The sequence below is a fragment of the Sporosarcina sp. UB5 genome (assembly GCF_050859005.1).
Lineage (GTDB): Bacteria > Bacillota > Bacilli > Bacillales_A > Planococcaceae > Sporosarcina.
The window spans coordinates 2,655,176-2,679,313 of record NZ_CP125984.1 but is presented as its reverse complement, the minus strand read 5'-3'; the positions used below and the strand labels follow the sequence as shown (position 1 = coordinate 2,679,313).

General features: G+C 39.3%; 30 protein-coding genes and 3 pseudogenes. 3 read left to right on the top strand and 30 right to left on the bottom strand.

Going from position 1 to position 24,138, the window contains the following annotated elements; translation table 11 throughout:
- Positions 1–4 precede the first annotated feature (4 nt).
- The 13 genes from QM454_RS13530 to QM454_RS13470 form a co-directional block, all read right to left on the bottom strand.
- Positions 5–1,075 carry a Ger(x)C family spore germination protein gene (locus QM454_RS13530; protein ID WP_432358858.1) on the bottom strand — a complete coding sequence of 357 codons (1,071 nt, stop codon included), beginning with the start codon at positions 1,073–1,075 and terminating at the stop codon, positions 5–7.
- Entirely contained in the window at positions 1,072–2,088 is a 1,017-nt protein-coding gene (locus QM454_RS13525; RefSeq protein ID WP_432358856.1) for a GerAB/ArcD/ProY family transporter, read from the bottom strand. The genes QM454_RS13530 and QM454_RS13525 overlap by 4 nt, the downstream gene beginning before the upstream one ends.
- Entirely contained in the window at positions 2,088–3,518 is a 1,431-nt protein-coding gene (locus QM454_RS13520; RefSeq protein ID WP_432358854.1) for a spore germination protein, read from the bottom strand. The genes QM454_RS13525 and QM454_RS13520 overlap by 1 nt, the downstream gene beginning before the upstream one ends.
- Positions 3,519–3,612: 94 nt before the next feature.
- Positions 3,613–4,485, bottom strand: coding sequence for a CAP domain-containing protein (locus QM454_RS13515; RefSeq protein ID WP_432358853.1), 873 nt, complete (start codon positions 4,483–4,485; stop codon positions 3,613–3,615).
- A 193-nt stretch (positions 4,486–4,678) separates the two neighbouring features.
- Positions 4,679–5,578 carry a CobW family GTP-binding protein gene (locus tag QM454_RS13510; RefSeq protein WP_432358852.1) on the bottom strand — a complete coding sequence of 300 codons (900 nt, stop codon included), beginning with the start codon at positions 5,576–5,578 and terminating at the stop codon, positions 4,679–4,681.
- A 243-nt stretch (positions 5,579–5,821) separates the two neighbouring features.
- Positions 5,822–7,318, bottom strand: coding sequence for a S41 family peptidase (locus QM454_RS13505; RefSeq protein ID WP_432358850.1), 1,497 nt, complete (start codon positions 7,316–7,318; stop codon positions 5,822–5,824).
- Between the two features lie 84 nt (positions 7,319–7,402).
- Positions 7,403–8,104: a purine-nucleoside phosphorylase gene (gene deoD, locus QM454_RS13500; protein ID WP_432358848.1), complete on the bottom strand. Its 702-nt coding sequence runs from the start codon at positions 8,102–8,104 to the stop codon at positions 7,403–7,405.
- Between the two features lie 80 nt (positions 8,105–8,184).
- Positions 8,185–8,406, bottom strand: coding sequence for a YozE family protein (locus QM454_RS13495; RefSeq protein ID WP_432358846.1), 222 nt, complete (start codon positions 8,404–8,406; stop codon positions 8,185–8,187).
- A gap of 1 nt (position 8,407) precedes the next feature.
- Positions 8,408–8,848: a peptide-methionine (R)-S-oxide reductase MsrB gene (gene msrB / locus QM454_RS13490; protein ID WP_432364011.1), complete on the bottom strand. Its 441-nt coding sequence runs from the start codon at positions 8,846–8,848 to the stop codon at positions 8,408–8,410.
- A complete protein-coding gene (gene msrA / locus QM454_RS13485; RefSeq protein WP_432358845.1) occupies positions 8,842–9,372 on the bottom strand; it encodes a peptide-methionine (S)-S-oxide reductase MsrA in 531 nt (176 codons plus the stop codon). The genes msrB and msrA overlap by 7 nt, the downstream gene beginning before the upstream one ends.
- 138 nt (positions 9,373–9,510) lie before the next feature.
- Positions 9,511–10,086, bottom strand: a complete 576-nt coding sequence (locus QM454_RS13480) for a YpmS family protein (RefSeq protein ID WP_432364009.1) — start codon at positions 10,084–10,086, stop codon at positions 9,511–9,513.
- Positions 10,087–10,098: 12 nt separating this feature from the next.
- Positions 10,099–10,911, bottom strand: a complete 813-nt coding sequence (locus QM454_RS13475; protein WP_432358843.1) for a GDSL-type esterase/lipase family protein — start codon at positions 10,909–10,911, stop codon at positions 10,099–10,101.
- A gap of 47 nt (positions 10,912–10,958) precedes the next feature.
- Complete coding sequence (locus QM454_RS13470; protein WP_432358841.1) at positions 10,959–11,798, bottom strand: DegV family protein; 840 nt, start codon at positions 11,796–11,798, stop codon at positions 10,959–10,961.
- Positions 11,799–11,870: 72 nt separating this feature from the next.
- Between QM454_RS13470 and trhA the strand changes: the two genes are divergently transcribed.
- Positions 11,871–12,506: a PAQR family membrane homeostasis protein TrhA gene (gene trhA, locus QM454_RS13465; RefSeq protein WP_432358839.1), complete on the top strand. Its 636-nt coding sequence runs from the start codon at positions 11,871–11,873 to the stop codon at positions 12,504–12,506.
- A gap of 14 nt (positions 12,507–12,520) precedes the next feature.
- Here the strand turns inward: trhA and QM454_RS13460 are convergent, their stop codons facing one another.
- Complete coding sequence (locus QM454_RS13460; RefSeq protein ID WP_432358838.1) at positions 12,521–13,009, bottom strand: dihydrofolate reductase; 489 nt, start codon at positions 13,007–13,009, stop codon at positions 12,521–12,523.
- 25 nt (positions 13,010–13,034) lie between these two features.
- On the bottom strand, positions 13,035–13,976 hold the full coding sequence (locus QM454_RS13455; RefSeq protein ID WP_432358836.1) for a thymidylate synthase: 942 nt from the start codon (positions 13,974–13,976) through the stop codon (positions 13,035–13,037).
- An 83-nt stretch (positions 13,977–14,059) separates the two neighbouring features.
- On the opposite strand from QM454_RS13455, the gene QM454_RS13450 reads away from it, so the two are divergent.
- On the top strand, positions 14,060–14,359 hold the full coding sequence (locus tag QM454_RS13450; RefSeq protein WP_432358834.1) for a hypothetical protein: 300 nt from the start codon (positions 14,060–14,062) through the stop codon (positions 14,357–14,359).
- Between the two features lie 323 nt (positions 14,360–14,682).
- Positions 14,683–15,549, top strand: a pseudogene (locus QM454_RS13445) (IS110 family transposase); the annotation flags it as partial.
- Here QM454_RS13445 and QM454_RS13440 read toward each other — a convergent pair.
- The 15 genes and pseudogenes from QM454_RS13440 to QM454_RS13370 all read right to left on the bottom strand — a co-directional run.
- Positions 15,548–15,631, bottom strand: a pseudogene (locus tag QM454_RS13440) (GNAT family N-acetyltransferase); the annotation flags it as partial. The pseudogenes QM454_RS13445 and QM454_RS13440 overlap by 2 nt on opposite strands.
- A gap of 152 nt (positions 15,632–15,783) precedes the next feature.
- A complete protein-coding gene (locus tag QM454_RS13435) occupies positions 15,784–16,080 on the bottom strand; it encodes a hypothetical protein (protein WP_432358833.1) in 297 nt (98 codons plus the stop codon).
- A gap of 168 nt (positions 16,081–16,248) precedes the next feature.
- Entirely contained in the window at positions 16,249–16,899 is a 651-nt protein-coding gene (locus tag QM454_RS13430; RefSeq protein ID WP_432358831.1) for a DUF6037 family protein, read from the bottom strand.
- Between the two features lie 139 nt (positions 16,900–17,038).
- The gene (locus tag QM454_RS13425) at positions 17,039–17,431 is read right to left on the bottom strand and encodes a hypothetical protein (RefSeq protein WP_432358829.1); all 393 of its coding nucleotides are present in this window, start codon (positions 17,429–17,431) and stop codon (positions 17,039–17,041) included.
- Positions 17,432–17,517: 86 nt separating this feature from the next.
- The gene (locus QM454_RS13420; RefSeq protein ID WP_432358828.1) at positions 17,518–17,649 is read right to left on the bottom strand and encodes a hypothetical protein; all 132 of its coding nucleotides are present in this window, start codon (positions 17,647–17,649) and stop codon (positions 17,518–17,520) included.
- Positions 17,650–17,803: 154 nt separating this feature from the next.
- Positions 17,804–17,965, bottom strand: coding sequence for a hypothetical protein (locus QM454_RS13415; protein WP_432358826.1), 162 nt, complete (start codon positions 17,963–17,965; stop codon positions 17,804–17,806).
- A 14-nt stretch (positions 17,966–17,979) separates the two neighbouring features.
- Positions 17,980–18,921: a hypothetical protein gene (locus tag QM454_RS13410; RefSeq protein WP_432358824.1), complete on the bottom strand. Its 942-nt coding sequence runs from the start codon at positions 18,919–18,921 to the stop codon at positions 17,980–17,982.
- Between the two features lie 67 nt (positions 18,922–18,988).
- The gene (locus QM454_RS13405) at positions 18,989–19,285 is read right to left on the bottom strand and encodes a putative phage tail protein (RefSeq protein ID WP_432358823.1); all 297 of its coding nucleotides are present in this window, start codon (positions 19,283–19,285) and stop codon (positions 18,989–18,991) included.
- A gap of 110 nt (positions 19,286–19,395) precedes the next feature.
- Positions 19,396–19,920, bottom strand: a pseudogene (locus QM454_RS13400) (terminase large subunit domain-containing protein); the annotation flags it as partial.
- A 13-nt stretch (positions 19,921–19,933) separates the two neighbouring features.
- On the bottom strand, positions 19,934–20,806 hold the full coding sequence (locus tag QM454_RS13395; RefSeq protein WP_432358821.1) for a terminase small subunit: 873 nt from the start codon (positions 20,804–20,806) through the stop codon (positions 19,934–19,936).
- A 68-nt stretch (positions 20,807–20,874) separates the two neighbouring features.
- Positions 20,875–21,579, bottom strand: coding sequence for a hypothetical protein (locus QM454_RS13390; RefSeq protein ID WP_432358819.1), 705 nt, complete (start codon positions 21,577–21,579; stop codon positions 20,875–20,877).
- A 260-nt stretch (positions 21,580–21,839) separates the two neighbouring features.
- Positions 21,840–22,181, bottom strand: a complete 342-nt coding sequence (locus QM454_RS13385) for a helix-turn-helix transcriptional regulator (RefSeq protein ID WP_432358817.1) — start codon at positions 22,179–22,181, stop codon at positions 21,840–21,842.
- 113 nt (positions 22,182–22,294) lie between these two features.
- Entirely contained in the window at positions 22,295–22,483 is a 189-nt protein-coding gene (locus QM454_RS13380; RefSeq protein WP_432358816.1) for a hypothetical protein, read from the bottom strand.
- Positions 22,484–23,117: 634 nt separating this feature from the next.
- Positions 23,118–23,588, bottom strand: a complete 471-nt coding sequence (locus tag QM454_RS13375) for a hypothetical protein (RefSeq protein ID WP_432358814.1) — start codon at positions 23,586–23,588, stop codon at positions 23,118–23,120.
- Positions 23,585–23,782 carry an XtrA/YqaO family protein gene (locus QM454_RS13370; RefSeq protein ID WP_432358812.1) on the bottom strand — a complete coding sequence of 66 codons (198 nt, stop codon included), beginning with the start codon at positions 23,780–23,782 and terminating at the stop codon, positions 23,585–23,587. Before QM454_RS13370 ends, QM454_RS13375 begins: the two co-directional genes overlap by 4 nt.
- Positions 23,783–24,138: the final 356 nt, after the last annotated feature.

Genomic DNA, 24,138 nt, shown 5'->3' with positions numbered 1-24,138 from the left:
TTTTTCAGTCTAGAATACTCGTTCTCTTCATTTTCACTTTCACATCGAGTTCAATTGGTATTGATGCATACGTTTCTTGCCAATCACCGCGCTTCCATAACTCTGGATGGAACGCATGGACTTTTCTGCCGAAACCTAAAATATCACTTTTAGCTTCTTGAGTTTTTTTAATAATATCTTCAAAATCCTTCTTTATCTCGTCTGCAAGGAAATTTTCTGCCTCTCTTCGAATTTCCTTTTTATATAGATTATTTTCAGGGAACTCTTCAACACTAAAACTAATTACGTACTGTACATCAATGCGCTCATTTGAAATTTTCATTTTTCGATTGACGTTAATAACTTGAATGGTAATTGGACCGTTCTTTTGTTTCCATTCATATGAGAGACGAGCATATCTTCCTAATTTGTTTTTCATAATATTCGCTAAAACCGCTTCTTGTTTCTTCAACGTTTTTCCTGTGAATTTTTCATTACTGAACAGCGCCATTCCTTCAACTGCAGGTATTCCACTATCGTTTATCGCAATATAAGGTAAACTTAAATCCATCGAATTATCAAGCAGTAATTTTACCGTCTCCCCCAATGTATTTTCTGCAACATATGTATATAGGACGGCAGTACGCAATAGCTCTGGATAAAGATCCGCAACTTCAGTTTTCGCTTCTCCAGAAGGGTTAAAATATTGTTCCAAATCCCCTTCAATGATAGCAATATAACTTGTAATCCGGTTCCTCGGAGTCCTAAAAAACTGATCAAGCGGTTCGTATAAATCAGCTTTAGCAATATCAGTCGACACGAGTAACACTTCAAGTTGGGAAATGTCGAGCGCTTCCATAGTTTGTCGATTTGCATCGTTGCGGGCGTCTCTCGTCGAAACTCCCTTTCCTTCAGACTTGCTGTAACTGATCGTCCCGTTTATAAAAGTAGGATAAGAAAACATTGCTTTCACTCCCCCGTTATCTTTCGTTATCCCCATGACTGGAACAATCGTCACATCTTTGTATTGAGCTTCATCCCAACAACCTCCTAGGAGAATTATTACAAATGGCATAAGAACTAATAGTCTTTTCATTTCACTTTCCCCCTATTCAGCAAGATGACAGCGGCTGGGATCAGTACGGAAAAAACGATGTGGACATAGATGGATGCTTGTTGAACAATCTCAATCCGATCTTTCGTCGCAAAATACGCAGGGATAACGATAAGAAGGCAATGAAATAGTACAATGTAACGTTTGCCAATATTTTTGAAATGGAACCCTCGAACATGTATACACATGAAAGTATAAACAGTAATTGTTATCGTGCTCCAACTTACCCATATGAATAGAAAAAATAGATCGAGACGTTCAACGAATGTTACCTTCTGCAATTTAAGCAAGTGAAGAAGAGGCTCTGTCGTGTACTTGAGACCACTGACCGGGAAAAACAATAGAACGAAAACCAATGTAGTGAAGAAAAATAAAAACCAACAACATTGATATATGAAAAGTGGCTTCCCTTTAATTTGTTCATCATCTTTTACGTACTTTCGAAGAAACAGAAAGATTTCCACTCCGATAAATGTTACCTGTGAGATGAATAACCCTTTTAACAGAGGTTTGTACTCCGTAAAATTAAGCGGAAAAAGCCATGTCCATACCAATTCTGGGACGGCCATGAATAAAAACAATACGAGTACGGGCATCATCGGGAGAATAATAATTGGTAAATTGATAACCGCCTCAGGTTTTCGCGTGTTTGCATACAATGAGACACTAACGATGAGAGCCAGCGTAACAAATTGTGGGGTGTTCGGAAAGATCCACATAGAAAGCGTGTAAGTAATATAAGCGAGAAAAGTGACGATAATATAAAACCAATAAGCGATGTATAAATGGGAGATAAACGAGCCCGGATTGAACCTTTTAAAATACTTTTCATAGAGCAAAAGTTGGATATAGTGCAAAATGCCAGCAACGATGAACACTACCCATGAATTCGAACCCGAAGCATTGATCAAACTAGCTTGAAATGAAATAAAGAACGTACCCGTCTGAATGATAAACAACAGTAAGAAAAACTGAATCCTTGATAATGTGAACATTAGGATTTCCGGCCTTTCTTGTTATCGGTGAATGTAAAAGTCTTTTGCTGTTTACGAAATTTAGAGTACGGCATACGTAAAATGATGTGAAGAAATCTAGACGTGTCCAATGGAATAAAAGGCGCAAAATATGGCTGTTTTAGCGAAGATAATGACAAAAGGTGTATGATTAATATAATTGTTCCGATTGCCATGCCGAAAAAACCGAATAGCGCAGCCGCTACCATGAATGGAAACCTTAAAATTCTAATGGACATATTCATTTCAACTGATGGAACGACAAAACTTGAAATGGCTGTTAATGCGACGACAATGACCATTAAATTCGAAACAAGTCCGGCATTTACAATTGCATCTCCGATAATCAACCCACCGACAACACCAATCGTTTGTCCAATTGGCTTAGGTAGTCGAATCGCCGCCTCCCTAATTAATTCAATGAACACTTCCAATATGATTGCTTCAAAAATTGGACGGTACGGGATTTCATTAATCGCCAATTTTACTTTGTTACTAATTTCAACCGGTAAAATTTCTGAATGAAAACCGACAACCGCTATATAAAATGCAGGAAGATATATAGCAATCAGTAAACTCATTATCCGTAATAGCCTGTAAAATGAACCGACAATGACACGACTATTGAAATCATCTGGAGATTGATAAAATGAAAAAAAGGTAATAGGTGCAATTAATGCGGTCGGCGAATGATCCGAAAAGATGGCAATCTTCCCTTCCATCAAGTTGAAGGCAACTCGGTCAGGTCTTTCCGTAATAAGAAATTGTGGAAAAGGTGACAAGGTTGATTCCTCCAAATAGTCTTCAAGCTCTCCGGTATTCATAATGTTCATATCTTTAATTTCCTGTAATTTTGATTCTAACAATTCAACAACGCCATTATCCGCAATGTCATTTACATAAAGATACGTTATTGTCGTTTTTGTCCCCTTGCCTATAATAATTGACTTAACGACAAGGTCATTCCTAACAAGCTTTTGTCGGATAAGAGTCAAGTTTTGCTGTGTGCTCTCGACAAATCCATCATGTGGACCTCGGACAACTTGTTCTGTTTCCGGTTCACCGGGTGTCCTACTTAAAGTATTTGGTGCAGAAATAATTAACATTACTTGGGAGTCTTGAAAGATAACAACTGTTTGACCATCACAAATCGCTTTTATAAGTTCATCTTTCGAATATGGCTTTACGTCTGATACGGCAGTTTTCCCCCAGTTACTCATTTTTTCTGATGCCCGCTGCCGAATAATATTAATCTGTTTGTTTACTTCTGTTCCATCTGCCAACGATGAATAATAGCATAAAACTCCTTTTCCTGCTGGCCAATCAACGTCTATAACAACGAGGTCTATTGAATTGTAAAATAGTTGTTTTACGTAATTTTTATCAATTTGCGGCTTGACTTTGTTCCCCAACAACATCACCTCACGGGTAAAGTATCGCCGGCTATAATCTCTTTTATGCAAAAAAACATGACTAGGAACTTCCTAGCCATGTTCTTTCTTGTTCTTATTTTTGAATAAATTGTTGTGTCCAATATTTACCGTTTGCATCATAGCCGATACCGATATGAGTGAAGTTTGGTGTCAAGATGTTTTGTCTATGACCTGGTGACTCCATCCATGCTTTCACAACTTCTTCGGCAGAACCTTGACCCATTGCAATGTTTTCAGCAGCTGAACGGTACGTAACGCCATTTGCTTTCATTTGGTCAAAAGGAGATCCGTATGTTGGACTCGTATGTGAAAAGTAGTTATTCGTTGCCATGTCTGTAGATTTTTGACGGGCAGAGTTCATCAGATTCTTATCGATCTGTAACGGTTGCAATCCTGCTTTTTGTCTCTCTGCATTTGTCAAATCAAGCACTGCTTGTTCAATAGCGGAGATGTTATCGTTTTGAACTTTATTTTCCACTGGTTTAGCTTGTTCCACTGGTTTAGCTTGTTCCACTGGCTTAGCTTGTTCCACTGGCTTAGCTTGTTCCACTGGCTTAGCTTGTTCCACTGGCTTAGCTTGTTCCACTGGCTTAGCTTGTTCCACTGGCTTAGCTTGTTCCACTGGCTTAGCTTGCTTCACTGGCTTAGCTTGCTTCACTGGCTTCGCTTGTTCAACCGGTTTCATAACTGGTGTAGCTGTTTGTCGAAGTGTTACCTCTATATTTTTACCAAAATACTTTTCAAGTTCATTCAAGTACACATTAATGTATCCGTTAACTTCTTCGGGATTGTACGAAGAAAATTTTCCTTCATATACATAGTACTGAACGTCTTGCACCACTTTTTTCATTTCCAAATCGTTGTTGCTATAAGAAGCTTCAGCACTGTTGTTGTTCGTCATTAAAAGAGCCGAACCGAGTAAGATGACACTCATCGTTTTTTTCATCTTTTCACTCCTCCCTTCGCAAACTATCATAACGCAATGCGAAAAGAGAAGAAGTGGTATGAATTTACAATAAAACCATCGAATTTGTAAACACGATGAGAAAGGTAGTTTAGAAATGATGAAATTGGATTATTTTACGCTTGTATACTATTATTTCATTCATTAAGGGGTTGACAGTCCATTGATCGATAGACTACTCAGTATATTCCATTTCACTGACCCCTTCTCCAATGATTACAAGTCTCGGTTCCATTTTCACATACTCCGGAAGCCAATTGACCATACCGTAAGCATATTGGAAAAGGTAAGGATTTGATATTCCTTTCACAGGAACATACCCTTTCATCCGGTATACACGATCAGGTAATGACTTTACCCACGCTTCAAATTCATCCTTGTCAACAGGTTCAGTAAAGGTAATTAGTTTTGATGTCAATGGTAGGTTTCTTCCGGACAAAACAGATTCCTGTTTTGGATTTGTAATGTCTTTAAGCGTTTCTTGAATGAATGAAAAAGAGATATTTGCATTTGAAGTTTGGATGACGGGAGCAGTATTATTAAAATTTGAAAGCTCCATTGATACTGTTGCCAATTCTGATTCAGTCAACAAGTCGGTTTTATTCGCTACGATAATATGAGCATGCCGGATTTGCTCCATGAACAAAGAACGTACTTGTGGAGATAGCTTTTCCCTTTCAAGCCATCGTTTTGCGTCTGCCACCGTTACAATCCCTTTTATTTGTAGTCGTTCGGCGAATAGTGGTGAGTAAACAGCATCTAACGCTTCTACGGGATGTGCAGCACCAGTCGTCTCAATTAATATAACGTCTATGTCATTATTCTCTTCTAACAAGCCTTGCAACTGTGCTTCTGTCTTTTCAGAACCTGTACAACAAATGCAACCATTCAAAAGTTCTTTCAACGGAATGTCTTCTTCCTTTCCTACCGTATCCGAATCAATTGAAATGGAACCAAATTCATTCATAAAAATTGCTGGCTTTTTACCGTCCTCTTTTAATTGAGAGATTAAATTTAGTAATAATGATGTTTTTCCACTACCTAAAAAGCCACTCAGCAAATAAACGTCTATCATCAGTATCCCTCCATATATGTCTAGCTCCTGCGGCCAGCAGGATGCCTTAATTTCTGCAAAAACCGCAGAAATACGGCAAACCGAACCCTTCGTAGTTCGATTTGCTCGGGGTCATAAGTCAAAGATGTTGCGTGGCAAAGACCGCCACTTCTCATCTTCAACTTATGCCTGTCGCATCTAGGCAGGCCGCCTTCGCTTTTCTATATAAAAAGCGCCCATCCGGAACGGGGTGGACGCTTTCTCTCATTTTTCAATTTGTTCCATTACAATTTCTTTTGCTTTCAGCAACTGCGGATCGTCTTCACGGATTTTATTTCTCAGTTTGTTCATCAATCCATATGTCGTATCTCCAACGAGGATGCCATCCTCTTTCAAAGATAATGCTTTTTGAAGCTCGATTACCGCAGCCTCCGTATCTTCGTCGAACAACCCATCAATTTCACCTGGTTCAAATCCGACTGCATTCAGCATCTCTTCTGCTGTTTTAATTGCTGTTGACACCATTCCCTCTTTCATTTCTAACGAAGGATCAAGGAATGGAAGCGTCGCATACGTTGGATATGGAACTTCGATAGTAGGTTCAATTCCACTTTCATGAATCCAGTTGCCATCTGGCGTCAGCCATTTCGCAGTCGTTAACTTTAAATTGGAGCCGTCAGGAAGTTCTTTTGGCGTCTGGACAGTCCCTTTTCCGTATGTCTTAATGCCGACGAGCTGAACGTTTGCAGACTCTTTTAATGCACCAGCCAAAATTTCAGAAGCAGAAGCACTACCGTCATCAATAATCATTGTGACGGGTACATTCACTTTCCTCCCGTCCGAAGCGACATACACTTCGGGGTTATTTCCTTTCCCTTGATATTGGAAAAGATTTTTCCCTTTTTCAACGAAAAGATCGGAAATATCAATGGCTGTATTCAACATGCCCCCAGGATTTTGACGTACGTCCATGATTAGACCTTCCATGCCTAAAGCTTCCATTTCATCAAGTGCCGCCAAAAGCTCGTCATACGTATGCTCGGAAAAGCTAGTAATACGAATATGAGCAATGTTGTTATCAAGCATTTCAGCATACACTGTCTCAATCGGGATGACATCCCTAATAATCTTCACATCAAAAGGCTCTCCCATTTCACCGCGTCGGACGGACAATGTGACTGCTGTTCCTTTTTTACCACGAATGAGAAGAACAGCTTCTGATGAGGACATCCCTTGGATGCTCTTACCGTCTACAGCAATGATTAAGTCATTCGGAAGTAGTCCTGCACGCTCCGCGGGTGAATTTTTTATTGGGGAAACGATATTAATATATCCATTTAGCTCCTGGATTTCTGCACCGATTCCTTCAAAACTAGAGGAGATGCTTTCAGTTAATTGGCGCGCCTCTTCTTCATTTAAATAGTCCGAAAAAGGATCCCCTAGCGCTTCTATCATCCCGTTGATCGCGCCGTCGACAACAGCAGATTCGTCAATTTCATTATAGTACGTCTTCTTCATTTCATCGTAAGCTTCAAACAGCTTTTTAAATTCCTTGCGCTCAATCGTTGGGTTTTGAGGATTTACAACTTCTACGACTTTATCCTCACCCGTCGTCAACGCAAAAAAAGTTACAGCTGCTGTCGCAAGAACGAGACCGAATATGAGCATAACTAACGAAAACGGTTTCATTCGTATATAACGTTTTGCAGGCGGTTCATAGGTAGTTTCTTCTCGTCCGCCATTTTTCTCTTTTTCGTCCATCCCATTCCCCACTTTCTTTCCCGTTATATCGGTTTATTCAAAAAAAGACCGCCGTTAATCAGCGAGCGGTCCTCCATTGGATAATTATTGAATTGCAGCTTCAAGTGCAACAACAATCATGTCATTAAATGTCGTTTGGCGTTCTTCAGCAGTTGTAACTTCTCCAGTAAGGATGTGATCGCTTACTGTTAATACTGCTAATGCCTGTCTTCCGTATTTCGCAGCTAATGTGTATAGGGCAGCCGCTTCCATTTCAACAGCTAACACACCGTATTGGGCAAGTTTTTCGTGCTCAGCATGCTCATTGTAGAAGAAGTCTTCTGTGTAAATGTTACCGACTTTTAATTTTAAGCCTTTTTCCAAACCGGCATTATAAGCTTTCAGCAATAAATCGAAATCCGCTGTCGGTGCATAGTCGACACCATTGAAAAATGTACGGTTAATCGGTGAATTTGTCGTCGCGCTTTGTGCTAGAATGACGTCGCGCACGTGTACGTCTTTTTGAATAGCTCCGCAAGTACCTACACGGATTAGTTTCTGTACATCAAATTCTTGAATTAATTCATTAACGTAAATAGAAATAGACGGAACACCCATACCTGTTCCTTGAACAGAGATGCGCTTTCCTTTATATGTTCCTGTGTAACCGAACATATTTCTAACTTCATTATACTGGGTTACATCTTCTAGAAATGTTTCCGCGATATATTTTGCACGTAATGGATCTCCCGGCAGAAGAATCGTATCTGCAATATCGCCTTTTTTCGCATTAATATGTATGCTCATTTAATCTGCCTCACTTTCAAATTTCTTTTCTAATCATACAGTTAATCCACATTTTATGCAATGAAGAAGATGATGCAGTCCTATTGAAACCGCTCTTTGTACATTGCAAATAATTCATCGAAAACGATCGTGGGCATTTCAGGATCTGCTTTCTCCTCCAAATAGCGAGAAAGGAAATCGAAATCTTTTTCATCTTTCGGGAAACTATGGTCATTAAATACCGCTTCGGCGAAAGTAGAAGTACTATCGTCTTTCTTCCCACCGCGGAATGATAAGACGAATTGATAAAAAGAACGGTCCATCTTATATCTCCTTTTCATTCGTAAATAAATGGGAATAGTCGCCAAACCCTTCTTCTACAAGTTTATGTGCCGGAATGAAGCGGAGTGCTGCAGAATTGATACAATAACGTAAACCAGCTGGCCCTGGACCGTCTGGGAACACATGCCCTAAATGTGAATTAGCAGTTTTGCTGCGTACTTCAGTCCTGCGCATGCCATGGCTTGTATCAAAATGCTCTGTTACTTCTTCACTCTCAATCGGTTTCGTGAAGCTCGGCCATCCACAACCCGCATCGTATTTGTCTTTTGAACTGAATAGTGGTTTCCCTGAGACGATATCGACGTAAATTCCTTCTTCATAGTGGTTATCGAATTCATTATTAAATGGCGGCTCTGTTCCATTTTCTTGAGTTACGTAGTATTGCATCGCTGTCAATGTTTTTTTGAGATTCTCCTTCAAGATTGATCACCCCAATGCTCAGTTTTAAATCGTTCTCGTCCGGATCCAATTGAATATCGTTCGTAGTGTGCAGGGTTTTTCATGTAATAGTTTTGATGTCCCTCTTCGGCAGGGTAGAACGGTTTTGCAGGAATAATATCAGTTTGAATCGGCTTATTGAATTTCCCTGAAGAATCAAGATTTTGTTTAGATTTTACAGCAAGCTTTTCCTGTTCAGGAGAATGCGTAAAGATCGCTGTACGATACGATTCTCCACGATCGAAAAATTGTCCACCTGCATCTGTAGGGTCAATTTGGCGCCAGAAAATTGAAAGCAGCTCATTATATGAAATGATAGTATCATCAAAAGTAATTTGAACAGCTTCACGATGCCCGGTCGTATTTGTACAGACGAGTTCATACGACGGATTTTCAATCTCTCCTCCTGTATATCCGGAAATGACGGATAGTACCCCATCATACCGGTCAAAAGGCTTTACCATGCACCAAAAACACCCTCCGGCAAATGTCGCTTTTTGAATTGCCAAGAAAACCCCTCCTCATTTAGAATGCGCAGGGCGCCCGACTAGAAACGACGGGCATAAGACGAAGATGCGAAGTGGCGCGCTTTGCCACGCAGCATATTCGTCTTATGACCCCGAGTTACTGGCGCCCGAAGCTGGACTTCAGTCAGTTGGAATTGTCACTTCAAGCTCAATAGTATCATTTGCTAGATCGATCGATTTCGCCCTCACTTGTAAGTTGCCCGCTATTTCTAGCTCGGATAAGTGAATGAATATTTCTTCTTCTTTCGGTCGAACAATCATCCACGGTGGCAGTTTAACCGAATCACGCAATACCATCAAAATGGTTGACGGGGGTAAGTTCAATTCCCCGATTTCCATAGAAGTTTGTTTCAGCATAAGGTTTCCGTCTTCAAGAACGACAGGGTCAAAATGCATCATGAGCGCAAATGTCATCCCGAAGGCGGTCAATTCAGAATGGAGCATTACATCATCCTTTACTTCCATCGTCACAGGAAGCGGCTCACCTTTCATCGCCTTCCGAATATAGTTATTCGCAAGCGCTTCTAAATCACTGCGGGTCGCTTTGACACTTAAAACGCTCCCCTTAGGTGTATATTGAGTTGGCGGTGGAAGAGGATCCGAATCCATCGGACTTTCAAGAGCGATTACTAATGCTATAATACCTGACACGATTAGGCCGGCAAGAACAAAAAATGCTATTTTCCATAGATTCACCAATGGTCACCTCTACATATCCAATTTTCCATCCGACAATTCCGTCAAACCGCATTGCTCAATCTTTTCAATAAAGCGGTTTGCCATCGATTCATATCCTTTCGCATTTGGATGAAAAAAATCGGAGTGGTATACCATGTTTTCATTGCTCAGAAATAAGTCGACGACAGGAACGAAACAGGCCTTTCCATCCATGATCGTCTGAATTTCAATTGCTTCATTCCAATCATCGATGATTGTTTCAAATTCATTCGCTTCATCTGTTACTATGGACAACGGATTGTATAAGCCTGAAACAACAATGATTGCATCGCCATTCAACCCGCGTATTATCTTAAATATTTCATCAAGCCGATTTTCGAATTTCCCCAATTCTACATAAAACGGCTTAGCAGTCAAATTAAAAAGGTTTGCCTTAACGACTTTCATCATGTCATTCCCACCAATTGTCATATAAATGACATCTGCCTTTTTGATTTCTGCTTGGATGTCATTTTGATCAAGTTGGTCGATTAATTGATCGCTTCGCCGTCCTCTTTTAGCTAAGTTCTTCGAATCAATTTTATATACGCCCTTCCAGTCATTCATCGCAAGTGCAACGCGCCCGAAATAGCCACCCCTTTTCAATTCGTCACCGACCCCTTGGGTAAGTGAATCCCCAAGTCCGATGACAGTGATCTTTTCGGGAATAAAGTAGTCCGGGACATGAAAATCCGAGAATGCCACGTCTTCTCTTTCGGAAAATGACGATGTAGTGAACACGACTGTTTCCTGGCACCCGGTTAAAACGAATGAGAAGACGATTATTAGTAAAACTCTTCTCATAAACACAGTTCCCCTTTTTGTTGTTATTGAACCGTTACAATGGATAATCAGTCCGTATAATACATGAAACCGATTGCCCCTTCGCCTGTATGAGTGCTAATAACTGGCGAAGTGAAGGAAAATTTAACATCTCTCATACCGGAATCTTCGATTAGCTGCAAAAGCGGTTCAGCCATCGCCATTCCATTGGCATGTGATATTCCGATTGAACGTACAATTTTACCAGCAGTATCTTCCTTGAAAGCCTTAAATAGTTGCGTAATGACTTGCTTATGACTACGCGCTTTACCAACAGGTGTATAGACGCCGTCTTGCAATGTTGCAATTGGCTTGATGTTTAATAATGAACCAATTAATGCTTTTCCTTTACCAATTCGACCGCCTTTTACAAGATTATCGAGCATGTCAACGACAACGAATAGTTTCGTATTTTTACGAATATCATCAATTCTCTTTACAATCTCTTCGACAGTTTTTCCTTCACTAGCCATTTTGGCAACTTCCACTACTTGAAACGTCAATGCGTGTGATATAAACATCGAGTCAATGACAGTAACTTTTGAATCGGTCATTGCAGCAGCTGCTTCAGCCGATTTTACTGTTCCGCTCATTCCGCCAGTCATATGAATAGATATAATTTCACTTCCATCTTCGCCAAGGCGATCATACAGTTGTTTGAATGCGCCTGTGGCAGGCTGCGAGCTTTTTGGAAGTTCTTTGCTCTTATTCATCTTTTCTATGAAAGATTCGGGTTGTAAATCAACTCCATCCGTATACGTTTTTCCGTCAATATGAATCGTAAGTGGAACTACATGAATATCATATTGGTCCGTATAGTTTTCGATCAGATCCGCTGTCGAGTCGGTGACGATATGAATTTTTTTCAAGTAAAGCACTTCCTTTATTATTTTAGCGGCGGTTATAGTATGTTAGAATTATAACTGCAAGGAGGTTTGCGTATGTCTAACGCATTTGACTATAAAAATCCACAAGAAGAACTTTGGAATGCGATTACACACGGTATTGGATTTCTGTTAAGCATACCTGCCCTAGTCTTGCTCATTATTGCAGGCACAGATCGTGGGAGTGTAGCCGCAGTCGTCAGTTTCACCATTTTCGGAGTGTCAATGGTTCTATTGTTTCTAATGAGCACACTTTTACACAGCATGCCTGTAAAACTGAAAAAATTGTTTTCTGTTTTCGATCATTCGGCGATCTACATTTTAATAGCAGGAACTTATACGCCGTTTTTATTAGTTACGATTGAAGGCGCCCTTGGATGGTCTCTTTTTGGAGTCATATGGGGACTTGCTATCGTAGGGATTCTTTTCAAAGTATTTTTCATCCATAAATATGAAGCTGTTTCAATAGCATTTTATATTATAATGGGTTGGCTTATTATTTCTGCCATTAAACCGTTATATGTCAACTTACCGATAGAAGGTTTCACACTATTAATTGTCGGCGGAATTTTATACACATTCGGCTCAATTTTTTATGCGTGGAGAAAAATCCCTTTCAATCATGCAATTTGGCATGTTTTCGTTATTGCTGGCAGTGCTTCTATGTTTTTCAGCGTCCTCCTTTATGTGTGAGGACGCTTTTCTTGTCATTTTCCCGTAAACTTATCAAATACTAAATATGAATATGGAGTACCGTCATCAGTAAATTGGTCTTCAGATTCCGAAATAAGTTTCCATCCGTTGTTATGTTCCGGGAAAAACGTATCCCCCTCATACTCTTTCCGGATGACTGTTATATAGAGACGGTCGGCAATATCAATCGATAAATTAAAGATTTCAGCACCGCCAATAATAACAACTTCATCTGAGTAGTCTCTTCCGCGTTCTATAGCTTTTTCTAGATTATGAACGACTTCCGCACCTTCCGCCTCATACTCTTCGTTACGGGTAACGATAATATTCAAACGACCAGGTAACGGTCGGCCAATCGATTCGAAAGTTTTTCTTCCCATGACGATGGCTTTGCCCATCGTCACTTTTTTAAAGTATTTCAGTTCTTCCGGTATATGCCATGGCATTTTGTTATTAATGCCAATCACTCGGTTCAAATCATGTGCTACTAGTAAAGAAATCATCGTACCGTCCTCTTTTCATTTATGTCTAAACAGCAATCGGGGCTTTAATTCTCGGATATGGATCGTATCCTTCTACGGAAATATCTTCATACGTCAATTCAAATATCGATTTGCCTTCAGTATTCAATTTCAACGTAGGCAGTTCTTTCGGAGTTCTCGATAATTGCTCCTTTACTTGCTCCATATGATTCAAATAAAGATGTGCATCGCCTAATGTGTGAACAAATTCACCGACTTCTAAGTTGCATTCATGTGCTATTAAATGGATAAGCAATGCGTATGAGGCAATGTTAAATGGCACTCCTAAAAATACGTCTGCGCTTCGTTGGTAGAGCTGGCACGAAAGTTTACCATCTGCTACGTAAAATTGGAACAATGCATGACATGGCGGTAGAGCCATATCACTCACTTCGGATGGATTCCAAGCAGTAACAAGATGTCTGCGTGAATCCGGATTTTGTTTAATACTCGTAATCACTTGTTCAATCTGATCAATAATTCCATCGCCAGTATTCCAAGATCTCCATTGCTTCCCATATATCGGTCCGAGATCCCCGTATTTTGCAGCAAATTCATCGTCTTCAACGATACGTTTTTTGTATGCTGCCATTTCAGCTTTATATGCAAGTGCAAATTCTTCATCACGGAGACTACGTCTTCCGAAATCCGTCATATCTGGTCCGGCATACTCTTCGCTGTTGACCCATCGTTCAAAGCCCCACTCATCCCAAATAGGATTTCGGTCATTAACTAATGTCCGAAGAGTTGTGTCGCCTTTTAAAAACCATAATAATTCAGAAGAAATTAATCGTAATGCTGTTTTTTTCGTTGTCATTAACGGAAAGCCTTCTTGTAAATTGAATCTCATTTGATAGCCGAAAACACTAATCGTTCCAGTTCCCGTTCTATCTTCTTTCACTGTCCCGTTTTCAAGAATATGGGAGCACAAATCTAAATATTGTTTCATTATTAAATCCTCCTTGTACTTAATTGACAGTATAACAAAAATAGCAATCAATATCGCCTCAGCGCTACTGAGGTATGAGTAAAATGTTTGCTGGGTGGATTAAAAGATTTAGCCTGCTACAAACACCATTGATTTCCATTCCGATCGGACGCTTTCCGCGGGCACGGCTTCAGCCTCCTCGTCACTTCGTTCCTGTGGGGTCTTCAGCTCGTGCTGTTCCCGCTGGAGTCGCCGATCTCCACTCCAATCAATTGGAACTTAACTCAAAAGAAAAAAGCACCTATGAAGGTGTAACGGGTTCGGTTGTTGGGGAGAAAATTGCAATTAACAAAGCAAATAACAGGTTAATCAACATATATTTCAACAGTGAAATGGCCATATAAAAACAAGCAAAAGCGTTCAGATCTCTGAGCGCTTTTTAGCGTAATATTCTACTATCCTTCTTGAGCTAAAGCACCCGTTCGTATTAAAAGGTCAGCCAGATATTTCTGGTTGACCATTTTTTATATGGTTTTATGATTACTGTAGCCGGGGTAGGACGTAAGCACCCGTGGGTGATAGAACCCGTCAACTAAACCGTCCGCCCCCAACTTGTAGAAACATAATTGAGGCTGGTTGGGACCTAGATCCCGTATTACAAGCGAAGCTATGACACTACAAGGAGGATTAGGGGTTTACGGCAAACTAAAGGTGGAGGAGATGTAGAATGAATCCTGTTATTTTCCTAGATGTAGCCAAAGGAGAAAGCCAGATTCAAGCATATTTAGACAGAAGAGAGCCTTATAAAAGCAGCTTTAAGGTGGCACACACACTAGATGGATTGAAGTGTTTACATGATTTTCTCTTGGAGGTAGAAAGGGTCTCTGGTGTCCGACCACCGATCGTATTGGAAGCAACAGGGCATTACCATACACCGGTAGTTCAATATCTCGAGGAGAGAAACTACTTAATTATTATTGTTAATCCTCTCATTTCATACCGGGCAAAGAGTTCCGGTTTACGCAAGGTAAAAACAGATATAATTGATGCCCATTACCTCTGTGAGCTGTATTACAAAGAGGAATTGGAAACCTATAAGAAACGTGGAATCCAACTGTTAGATCTCCGGAATCTTACAAGGCAACACGAAAACCTGACGAATATTTACGTACAGACAAAACTACAATTCCAAGCAATTCTGGATCAGGTTTTCCCTGAATATCGAGGTGTATTCGGGGAATTTTACTCGGTTGTCTCCTTATTAACCTTAGTGGAATTCCCCACATCTAACGATGTATTAGCAGCTGAGGAACATGAAGTATCTAATAAGATTCATGAACTTTGTAAGAGCCGTTCCTATAGCTGGGCAGAAGCGAGATCACAGAAGTTAATTAATGAAGCTAAACGTAACCCATTTCAGATCAACCTTTATCAAAGCCATATTCTCACCATGGAAATGTATATAAAAGTGTTGTTGGAATACCAGAAGCACCTATCCAGCTTAGAAAAAGAAATAGATGCTTAAGCAAAAGAAATTGAAGGATATAAGATTATCCAATCATTCCCTGGCATCGGAGAAAAAATCGCGGCAACTCAACAATCTCTCTTGAAGGGTCAGCCAATAATAGCAATTCCATTGGAAGTTTTTCACCTTTATTAAGTTTCCTAATTTCCATTTTAATCTCCTTTATTAACTTCTGATTTCTTTGATTGTATATCATTCTTTATTAAACTTAACTGCTCCGTTAGTTCAATAAGATTCTTCATGCGCATAAGAGTCCTAAGGTAAAGGTTCAAAAAAACGCCCCGAAGGACGTTGTTTGAACTATTACATATAGATCGTATCGCATTTCCAACCATGCGACATAAACATTTCAACTTCACGTTTTACAAAACTATCGTCTGTAGTTTCTAATTCGTAAATTTTCAGAGTTACATCGCAGTAATTATTGGTATAATCGATAATCACGCTAGCCACTTCATACTCATACGGTTCCTTGTAAGCAGAATCCTTGATGAAATCCCCTGCATGCGGAATCACATTGCTTTGAAACTCCTTATATACCCGATGAAATGTCCTTGCATCACCTTTTAATCCAACATATTGCGAAATAATAATTTCCATAACCCTTGCCCCTTTCATAATTGGTCACTTCCAATATTCGACAAGGTTTTCATTTAATCCTGCTTTTATTCGTTACGACGCATAAGGGTCCAGATGTGCAACAAAAAAAGCCAAGCAAAAGCGACTTACCTTGTTGAACTAAAGCGCCCGATTGTTTAATAGTATGAATTAACGTTTCGAAAATTCTTTTTTAATTTCATCATCACTTTTTTCCTCATCCTTTATCTCAGAAAAGAAGAAGCTCAAATTTTTGTCTTTGGAATATATTTCATACAGTTCAGGACGTAGCGTTTGTGCTTTATTGCTATTCTCAATGCTACGTTTATTTGGTGAACCATCTTCTTTCGTTCCGTTACGACGTACATCATAGCAGTAAATTGCATTGGGTTTATTTCGCTCTGCTCTACGTCCAATTAAGATTCTTTCAATATCACAACTTTTATCTAATACTTTTATTTTAGGGATGAAACAAGAAAAGTTTCGAGAGAAATCTTTAAAAAAATCTCTATTTGCATCTCCTCTTTCAACGTCAAAAAAAGTACAAAACTCCCTAGCACTCTCAAAATGAACATCGTAGAAGTCTATATAACCCTTAATTGAATTATTTGTATTGTTCCATGATATAAATTCAACTTTAGCCTTAGCGTAAACACTAGGTTTTCTCTCCCTTTCATTGTATAAAGTTAAAATTACAATATATTTTTCTCCTTTATAATTAATAGGAAAAGAGTCTATAACCCATTCTTTTTCTTCCATATCCCGCAATAAAGAAGGCAAATTTTTAAAAAGCAATTCTGTTTTCTTATTATTCTGTGTCATCATGTCTCCCCCCTTTCATCCCAATTCGACAAAAGGAGGGAATATCCTGCTTATTTAACAAAATAAAAATAATGCTAGCTTGTGTTGCGTTTAAGGGTCCGAATGCGTCAAAAACACCTCCATGATTTGTAAAAAAAATTCACCTGTCAACATGATCTAGAATAAACCGAGCTGATGAAAGAATTATTGAAACTAACAACATTCCGGAAATGGTCATATACATCGCTTGAATGATAATTTGGTTTACAAAAGATAATGAAAAACACAGTGAGCTCATCATCAACAACACTAATATGCGTCTAGTCCAAAGCGCCTTGATTTTCACTTCTGCTTTAAAAGCAATAACCAAAGTACCCAAGCCAATTGCAACAGTTATATTAATTTGAGCGAGATTTTGCAATGCTGCTCCTATAATATTACCTGGTATTAACCAAGGAATAATCATTGCCGCAAAGAGCGCGAAAACACCGATAACAGCAATGGTGAAATAACTTGATACACTTCTATTTAGGAACTTGTCTATCTTTTGCATAACTAGCATCTCCTCCTTATCGATATTTACGAATAAATATGGATAAAGTTTCATTACTAAGGGAATTATTTCTAACTAACAATACTTTATTCCTCAATCAAAAAACCAAGCCCGCTATCAGCAAGAATTTCTTTTACTCCTGGTTGAAGCGTAGAAGGTACTTCGTTCCAAGCTGTTTTACCTAAATTCACACGTTGCGCAAAAAACATCGCCATCATAGTATCACCTCCCTCCAATTTCAGTAAAAGCCAAAACAAAAAGCGGGTAATCATTGATAGACCTGAATTGCCATTTCGGCAACAACGTCTTCGATGAAATCCGCTCTTTCGGATAATGCATTGTTCTGTGCTTTTAGTAGTTGACTTCCTTGCTTTAGTCTTCAATTTCTTGATTTACGGAGAAGTTCGGTGTTTCCGAAAAGATCAGGAAATTGCCATCCAGGATGTTTTGTTCTTCAATTAATGATAAGTGTTTATTTTCTTCCAAGATCCTCTTACGATCAACATCCGTTTCATACTCATATTTGTAAAACATCACGCCTCAACTCCTTATAATTTGATAGTCGCAAATGGGTTGCTTAGTATTTGAATCTTGAATTCAGAAATGGTTACATTTCTACCTGTACCTACAGCGTGCGTGTAGATTTGAACATCGTCCCCATTATTAACCGCTATATCTTCTGTAAAAGTTACAATACTGGAAGAGAAATGACTTCGGAGGATTCCCCTCGGGATGCCATTTACGTAAATTTGGGATCTCGAATCCCCACCATTGGTTTTTACGCTAAAGACTACTCGAACTGTTCCGGCACCCATCATTAAAGCAACTTCCTTGACCTTCACAAATGATATTTCAGTAGTAGTTTTCTCTGCCGGAGAATATACAAAAATAACACTTCCCGGTTGAGCCTTTAGATTTGGTGCTGTTCCGGCTACTACTCCATTCTCAGTTCCAACAGTATATCCGGTTAATACTTGCTCTGCGCCAGCTGTCCCATACTCCCCCCCTTCACCCTGTAAGATAAAAGCCCCTTCGCCGTCATTGGCCGTATTACTGTATCTGACAGAAAAGATACTATCTTGTTTCAATAAACCTGCATTTAATTGGTTTCCATTTGATTTCAATAACGGTTTTGCTCCTAAGGAATTAACATTAAGGGTAACTGCATTAGAATTTGTAATATTGCTTTTAAATGCGAATGCTAATCCATCGAAGTATTCGGTAATATCGGGTAAAGCTACTGTTTTATGGTTAGCCAATCTTATGTCTGTAGCATATCGTACATGCGACGTATCATCCGCCATATGCGCAGCAATTTCCTGACGGATTTCACCCAATTCTTGTTCAGTCGCACCCGAATTGATTGCACCCTGCAGGGCTTTTAAAGCTCCGTCTATGGTGTCCATATTTTTATTTTGGTCTTCTACATTGTAATAGTCATTTTGACCAGGTTTAATTAAATTAAAATATGGTGTATTTGTAGCAGGCATTAATTCAACACCTCTTCCCTTAATTGCTTATACGTATACGATGCTAATTGTACGTGTGCAAATTGAGCTAGCATCGAATTTTGGTTGTAACGTAATTCCACTGTAAAACCATGTTTTGCGGTGTAATTCGTTCAAGCGTAAATTCAACCGTCTCGAATTGACCTTTTACCGTCAATTCGAGTTTTACTGTTATCCACTTTTCAGCGGTATTTCGTTTGAATTCGTAGTTTCCTGTGCCCAATAGGCCATCAAGTAATTGCCTCAGGACTTTATTTGTGTAAGGTGCTTGTTCTTGATGACGTGATAATAGACGGAATCTGCGTGTTTCGATTGCATCGGTTGCCGGCACGTTAAACCTCGGCATTCGCAATTTCCACGACCTTTTTCACTTCGTGTAATACTGGGGGAAAACAGCAGGAACATCATGCTTCTTCTCTTCAAACATGTCATAGATGATTCCTTCGGCAAGTACCCACAGTTGAACCAGAACTTTGACCCTTCCACAGAACAACGAGCGGTAGTCTGCGATACGAACGATTCCGGCATAAGCGCAACTTCATCAAAGAACATTCCAGCCAACGTAATCCCTTGAATAAAATCTTGGGACCCTTCATCCATCCCACCGAATACATAGAAGTAATTTGTGACACCCTTATAAGTAATCGAGAGCATGTTGTCGGCTCGATGGTCTTTCACCTTATAGCCTCGATCTTTCAGCATACGCTTGAGTGGAGTGATCACGTTACGTCTAAATGAACCGATTGTCTTCTCGGCCATGCCAAGGTTTTCATCCTCAAAGGTGTCCATTGCCCACATGACAAAGGATAATGACATAACTAAGGTTTTACCAGCACGTACGGATCCGTCACAAATGATTCCGTCCATGTCCTTTACAGGTGAGTCTTCTCTCCACCATGTAAGAACCTGTTTCTGCTTAACCGAGAAAGGTTTGAATTTAAACGGAGCCGGCTTCTTTTTGAACTGTTTTCGATCGGTCATGAAGGAGAAATACTTACCCTTCGTCTGTGTCTGTAGAGACATTGCCCCACACCTCCGAAGTCGTAGCATTTAACGCCTGATGGAAGCCATCGTCTTCATATTCTTCCTGTTCATCTACGCCGAACGCCTTTGCATGAGCAATCTTAAGTTTCTCTGTTTCCAGCTGACGTTTGAAGTGATCAGGTACCATATCGAAATGTTTGGAAAGGATGTCCAACGCCTTTTCTTTGCTAGCTAACTTTATCACCGGACCATTTCGTCCATTAGATATTTCAGTGATAAGCGAACCATCCACTTCATCAGCGTTCTTAAAATAAACGTAACTTTCGCGATATTTGATTGGCTTAAAGTTCTCATCCAACAATGGCTTTCCTGTCTCCGGATTAGTTGCTGTTTTCTCGATGCTGCCAAAATCCACAAAATCTCTCATGTCTGCAAAGGCGATCTGAATGTACATGTTCAGCACGTCGATCGCATCGATGAAAATGCCCTGTTGCATCTCGCCTTTAAGTCGCCGGATTTCATCAGCAACCTTAGCATTTCTTAGCAAGCGACTTCCTTCGACATGGGCGCTATGTCTTGAATATCCAGCCTTGATAGCCGCCATCGTGGCGTTGAAGCTCTTAATGTAGTAAATACAAAAAAGCCGTTGTTTATCGGTTAGCTCATCCGACTCTACAACAGGCTCAAATACGGTTGCATCTTTTTTTATGGTTGCAACCTTTTTCGGTTTAGTTGCATCCTTCTTTGGTGCACCACGAACCCAACCTTCACGACTACGACGACTCTTCAACGTTCCTTCTTTCACACCGTGCTTTTCAGCCAATGCTTTAAAGGTTATCTTTGTCGTTTCCCATTCTCTCTGGATTTCTTCCCAATTCGGCACTTCACATCACCATCCGCCCCCTTTGATTTTTAGGCATAGAAAAAGCACCGCAAGGGTGCCTGTCATTTTTATAAAAACATTTTTTTGATAAGTTCAGAGAAGCTTACTTTACTATCACTATCATTATTTTTATCTTTATTTTTATTGTTTTTCTTACTCATTATATTTCTCTTTGCAGCAAGAGTTATTAACGTTAGTCCAACTATTGTAGAGAGAAAACTAACTACTAGTGGCAAAACTTCGAACAAAGAAAAATCAATTTCCATTCTTTCTTCTCGGAGTATAGATGTAAAGATAAGTATTAATCCTACAACAATTACAGTAACCGGAAAAGCAATTGACCACGATGGAGACATCTTAATCTCATAAAATTGTTTATAAGGATGTTCGATATCTGATTTAACTTTGTATTCATCTTTAATCTTTAATAAGTTGTTAGAATTAGCGAGTTTTTTGTCGACAGAGATAAAATTTGAAGAAAATAACTCTGTTATTAAACTGTCTATCACCATCTCGCCGTTATTCATATCTTCTATTTTCACTTTATTTTTTCTACTTGTAGAACTAATTACTGAATCGATTATTCTTCTATCCGGAAAATCATCCTCCGAAATTATATGTTTAAAAATATCAATAACTTCGTCGTTTGCTTCATCAACCCTGCCATAATATTCTTTTTTGCTAATTTTATTCATTAGTAGTTTTACGATTAATACTACGATACTGCTAATTATACCTCCGCCTATACCAACAATCCAGGGGTTCTGAAACATACGCTACTCCCACCAATCTATACATTCACTTATTTACACCATAACGATAACAAAGCTAGAATAATAAGGCAATATAATTGTTGGTTTAAAGATGTTTTATTCAGACAAGATTCTATAAAACTATTAACTCCAGAATTAATACCAAAGGGTATTAAAACCGCATAAATTGAAAGAGCAGACAAGTGCAACTCTCGCACCTACCCGCCTCCCCGACCTGCCTTCCATGGTACAGTATTCTTCAACTTCTAAAAACTTCTGAACTAAATGCACCTTTGAACGTTTTGAACGTTTTGAACATCTTGAACGTTTTCAGCCATTTGCCTCGCGATAGATGAGAATAGTCTTTTTATGTGTGTATGCGATAAACCCATGTGCCTTGCTATCCAAGAATAGCCCTTCCCCTCTAGAATCCAATGAAGAACTTCCGACTCACGAACATCGGTAATTACATGAATACATTCCTGTATCATGTGAACCTTGCTTTCATAGCCGATGATTTTCTCGTAATGCTTACTTCTCCGAACAACTTCTCTAAAAACCGGATCGCTCGTTTCGCCTTTCCCTTTTGGCATAATTGCCTCAATGCCATACTGAGCTGTCAACCCATCCCCTGCATCACGTAAATTCTCGCATAATCTTCACGCTATTTATCATCCAGTGGTAATCCTTTAAAAGTTGCTCTAATTGCATTTCCGTCATGCACCCTCACTCCTTTTTACTTCCTTCGAATTGCCCCGCCGCGCCTAGTGTAGATGTCACGATTAACTCCCATCAATTCGCGCAAATCCCTATCCGTTAGCTGTTCTGATTGCTTTACCCTTGTCCTAGTATTCTTTCTGTCTATCTCGCCTGTGCGTTGACGAGAGAGCCCCTTTTCAATCAGTTGATCTTGCAATGTCCTCATTTCCTCACTCCCTTTTGTGAAATAAAAAAGAGGACAACAAAATGACACAGCGTAATGCTGTAATCAAATGTTGTCCTCTGGTTGGCCAGGGGGACAATTATTTTAATGTGAAATATTTGTGGTCGAGACTATATGTGTTGTCGATATATCCATTCTTAAATTTAACATCTGGCGAAAATGCTTCAAATTTATTTCCAATTAAATCAACACCCTCAAGTTTTATTACCCCTACTATAAAATCGTTTGTTTTTGGTCTTAATATTATTATGTTATCATGATAATACTCGACGTCATCCTCGCTTTTTTGTTTTAATTTCCCGTGATCAGCAGTATCGCTAATACCTACATCACTTGAACTAAAGCTAACTTTGTCTATTTTATGATAAACGTTATTTACATTTTCGAAGAATACAGCCCATTCCATAGAATTGTTAATATGATAAAGCTTTATTATTCTAAAAACCGGCTTCGCACTGTATTCTCATTGATTTTGTTGAAGTGCAATTTGTCGTTTATTAGTACGTATATTTAAGAATGCAAATATCGCTCCGATAGCCGCTATAATAGCTAAAGTAAATTGAATAAGATCTCCCAAGCTCAAAACTCCTCTCGCCCTCTTCCCTTCACATCCGCTTCACTTAAAGAAGAGAGCTACAATTGAAACTACTATTGGGATGGCTCTCAATAAAATCATAGTTATATCTTTTTTATTATGCTTTTTATCGACTGAAAATGTAATCATAGTAAAGATACCTCGATAGAGGCCATAAAGAGCAAACAAACTTATAAAAAGCAGAATGGACACAGTGAAATTATTAACCCAGTCATAATATTTAATTAGTCTCCAGCCGATGAAAATCGGAATAGATAATATAACCGCCATCCCGATATCAGAAAAACTTCCGCTATCTTTTTGTATAATATTGCTGATTTCCATTAGCAATGCTCCAACTCCAAAGGCAACTAGCACAAGTCCAAAGTAAAAGGAAAGGTTTACAGGTCCTATATCGTTTAAAGGCTCGACATAGAATACATATAATCCAATAGAGATTGCTGACATCGCCAGAGCGAAACCATCCATAGTACTTTTCTTATCTTCACTCAAAACTCCTCCCCCTCTTCCCTCCGCATCCGCTTTACCTTCCCCTGATGCGTTACAATCCGATATTCACCATGCTCTGGTAATTTCCTCACCTTAGCTTTACCCTCCGAAATTACCACAACACAGTTAATAGGTAGTTCCATTATATCAATATTTAGCATTCCTTCACAGTCTATTTGTAATTCTGCCATTTTCATAGAAGGTCCCTCCATGCTATAATGTATTTGACTCGATCAGGAGGGACACTCCTTGTCTTTTTTTATCCGTACACAGGCAATGTTGGATTCTTCTCTATTGCTCTTACAAAAGAAAACCAATGTTCTTTTGATTCCAATTCTGCCTGTTCGTACACCCTCAAGACCACCGTTCTTTGATTCGTACATAACTTCTTCGCTATTTTCTTATAGCAATACCCCTCATTCCACAACTTCCTGAACAGTATTAGTTTGCTATCAGGCCAAGGCCATTCATGGTCATATATCGATTTTGAAAATAAGTTTCTATATATCACGGAAAACTGAGATCCCTTTGGATTAAGAGATATAAAAACGAA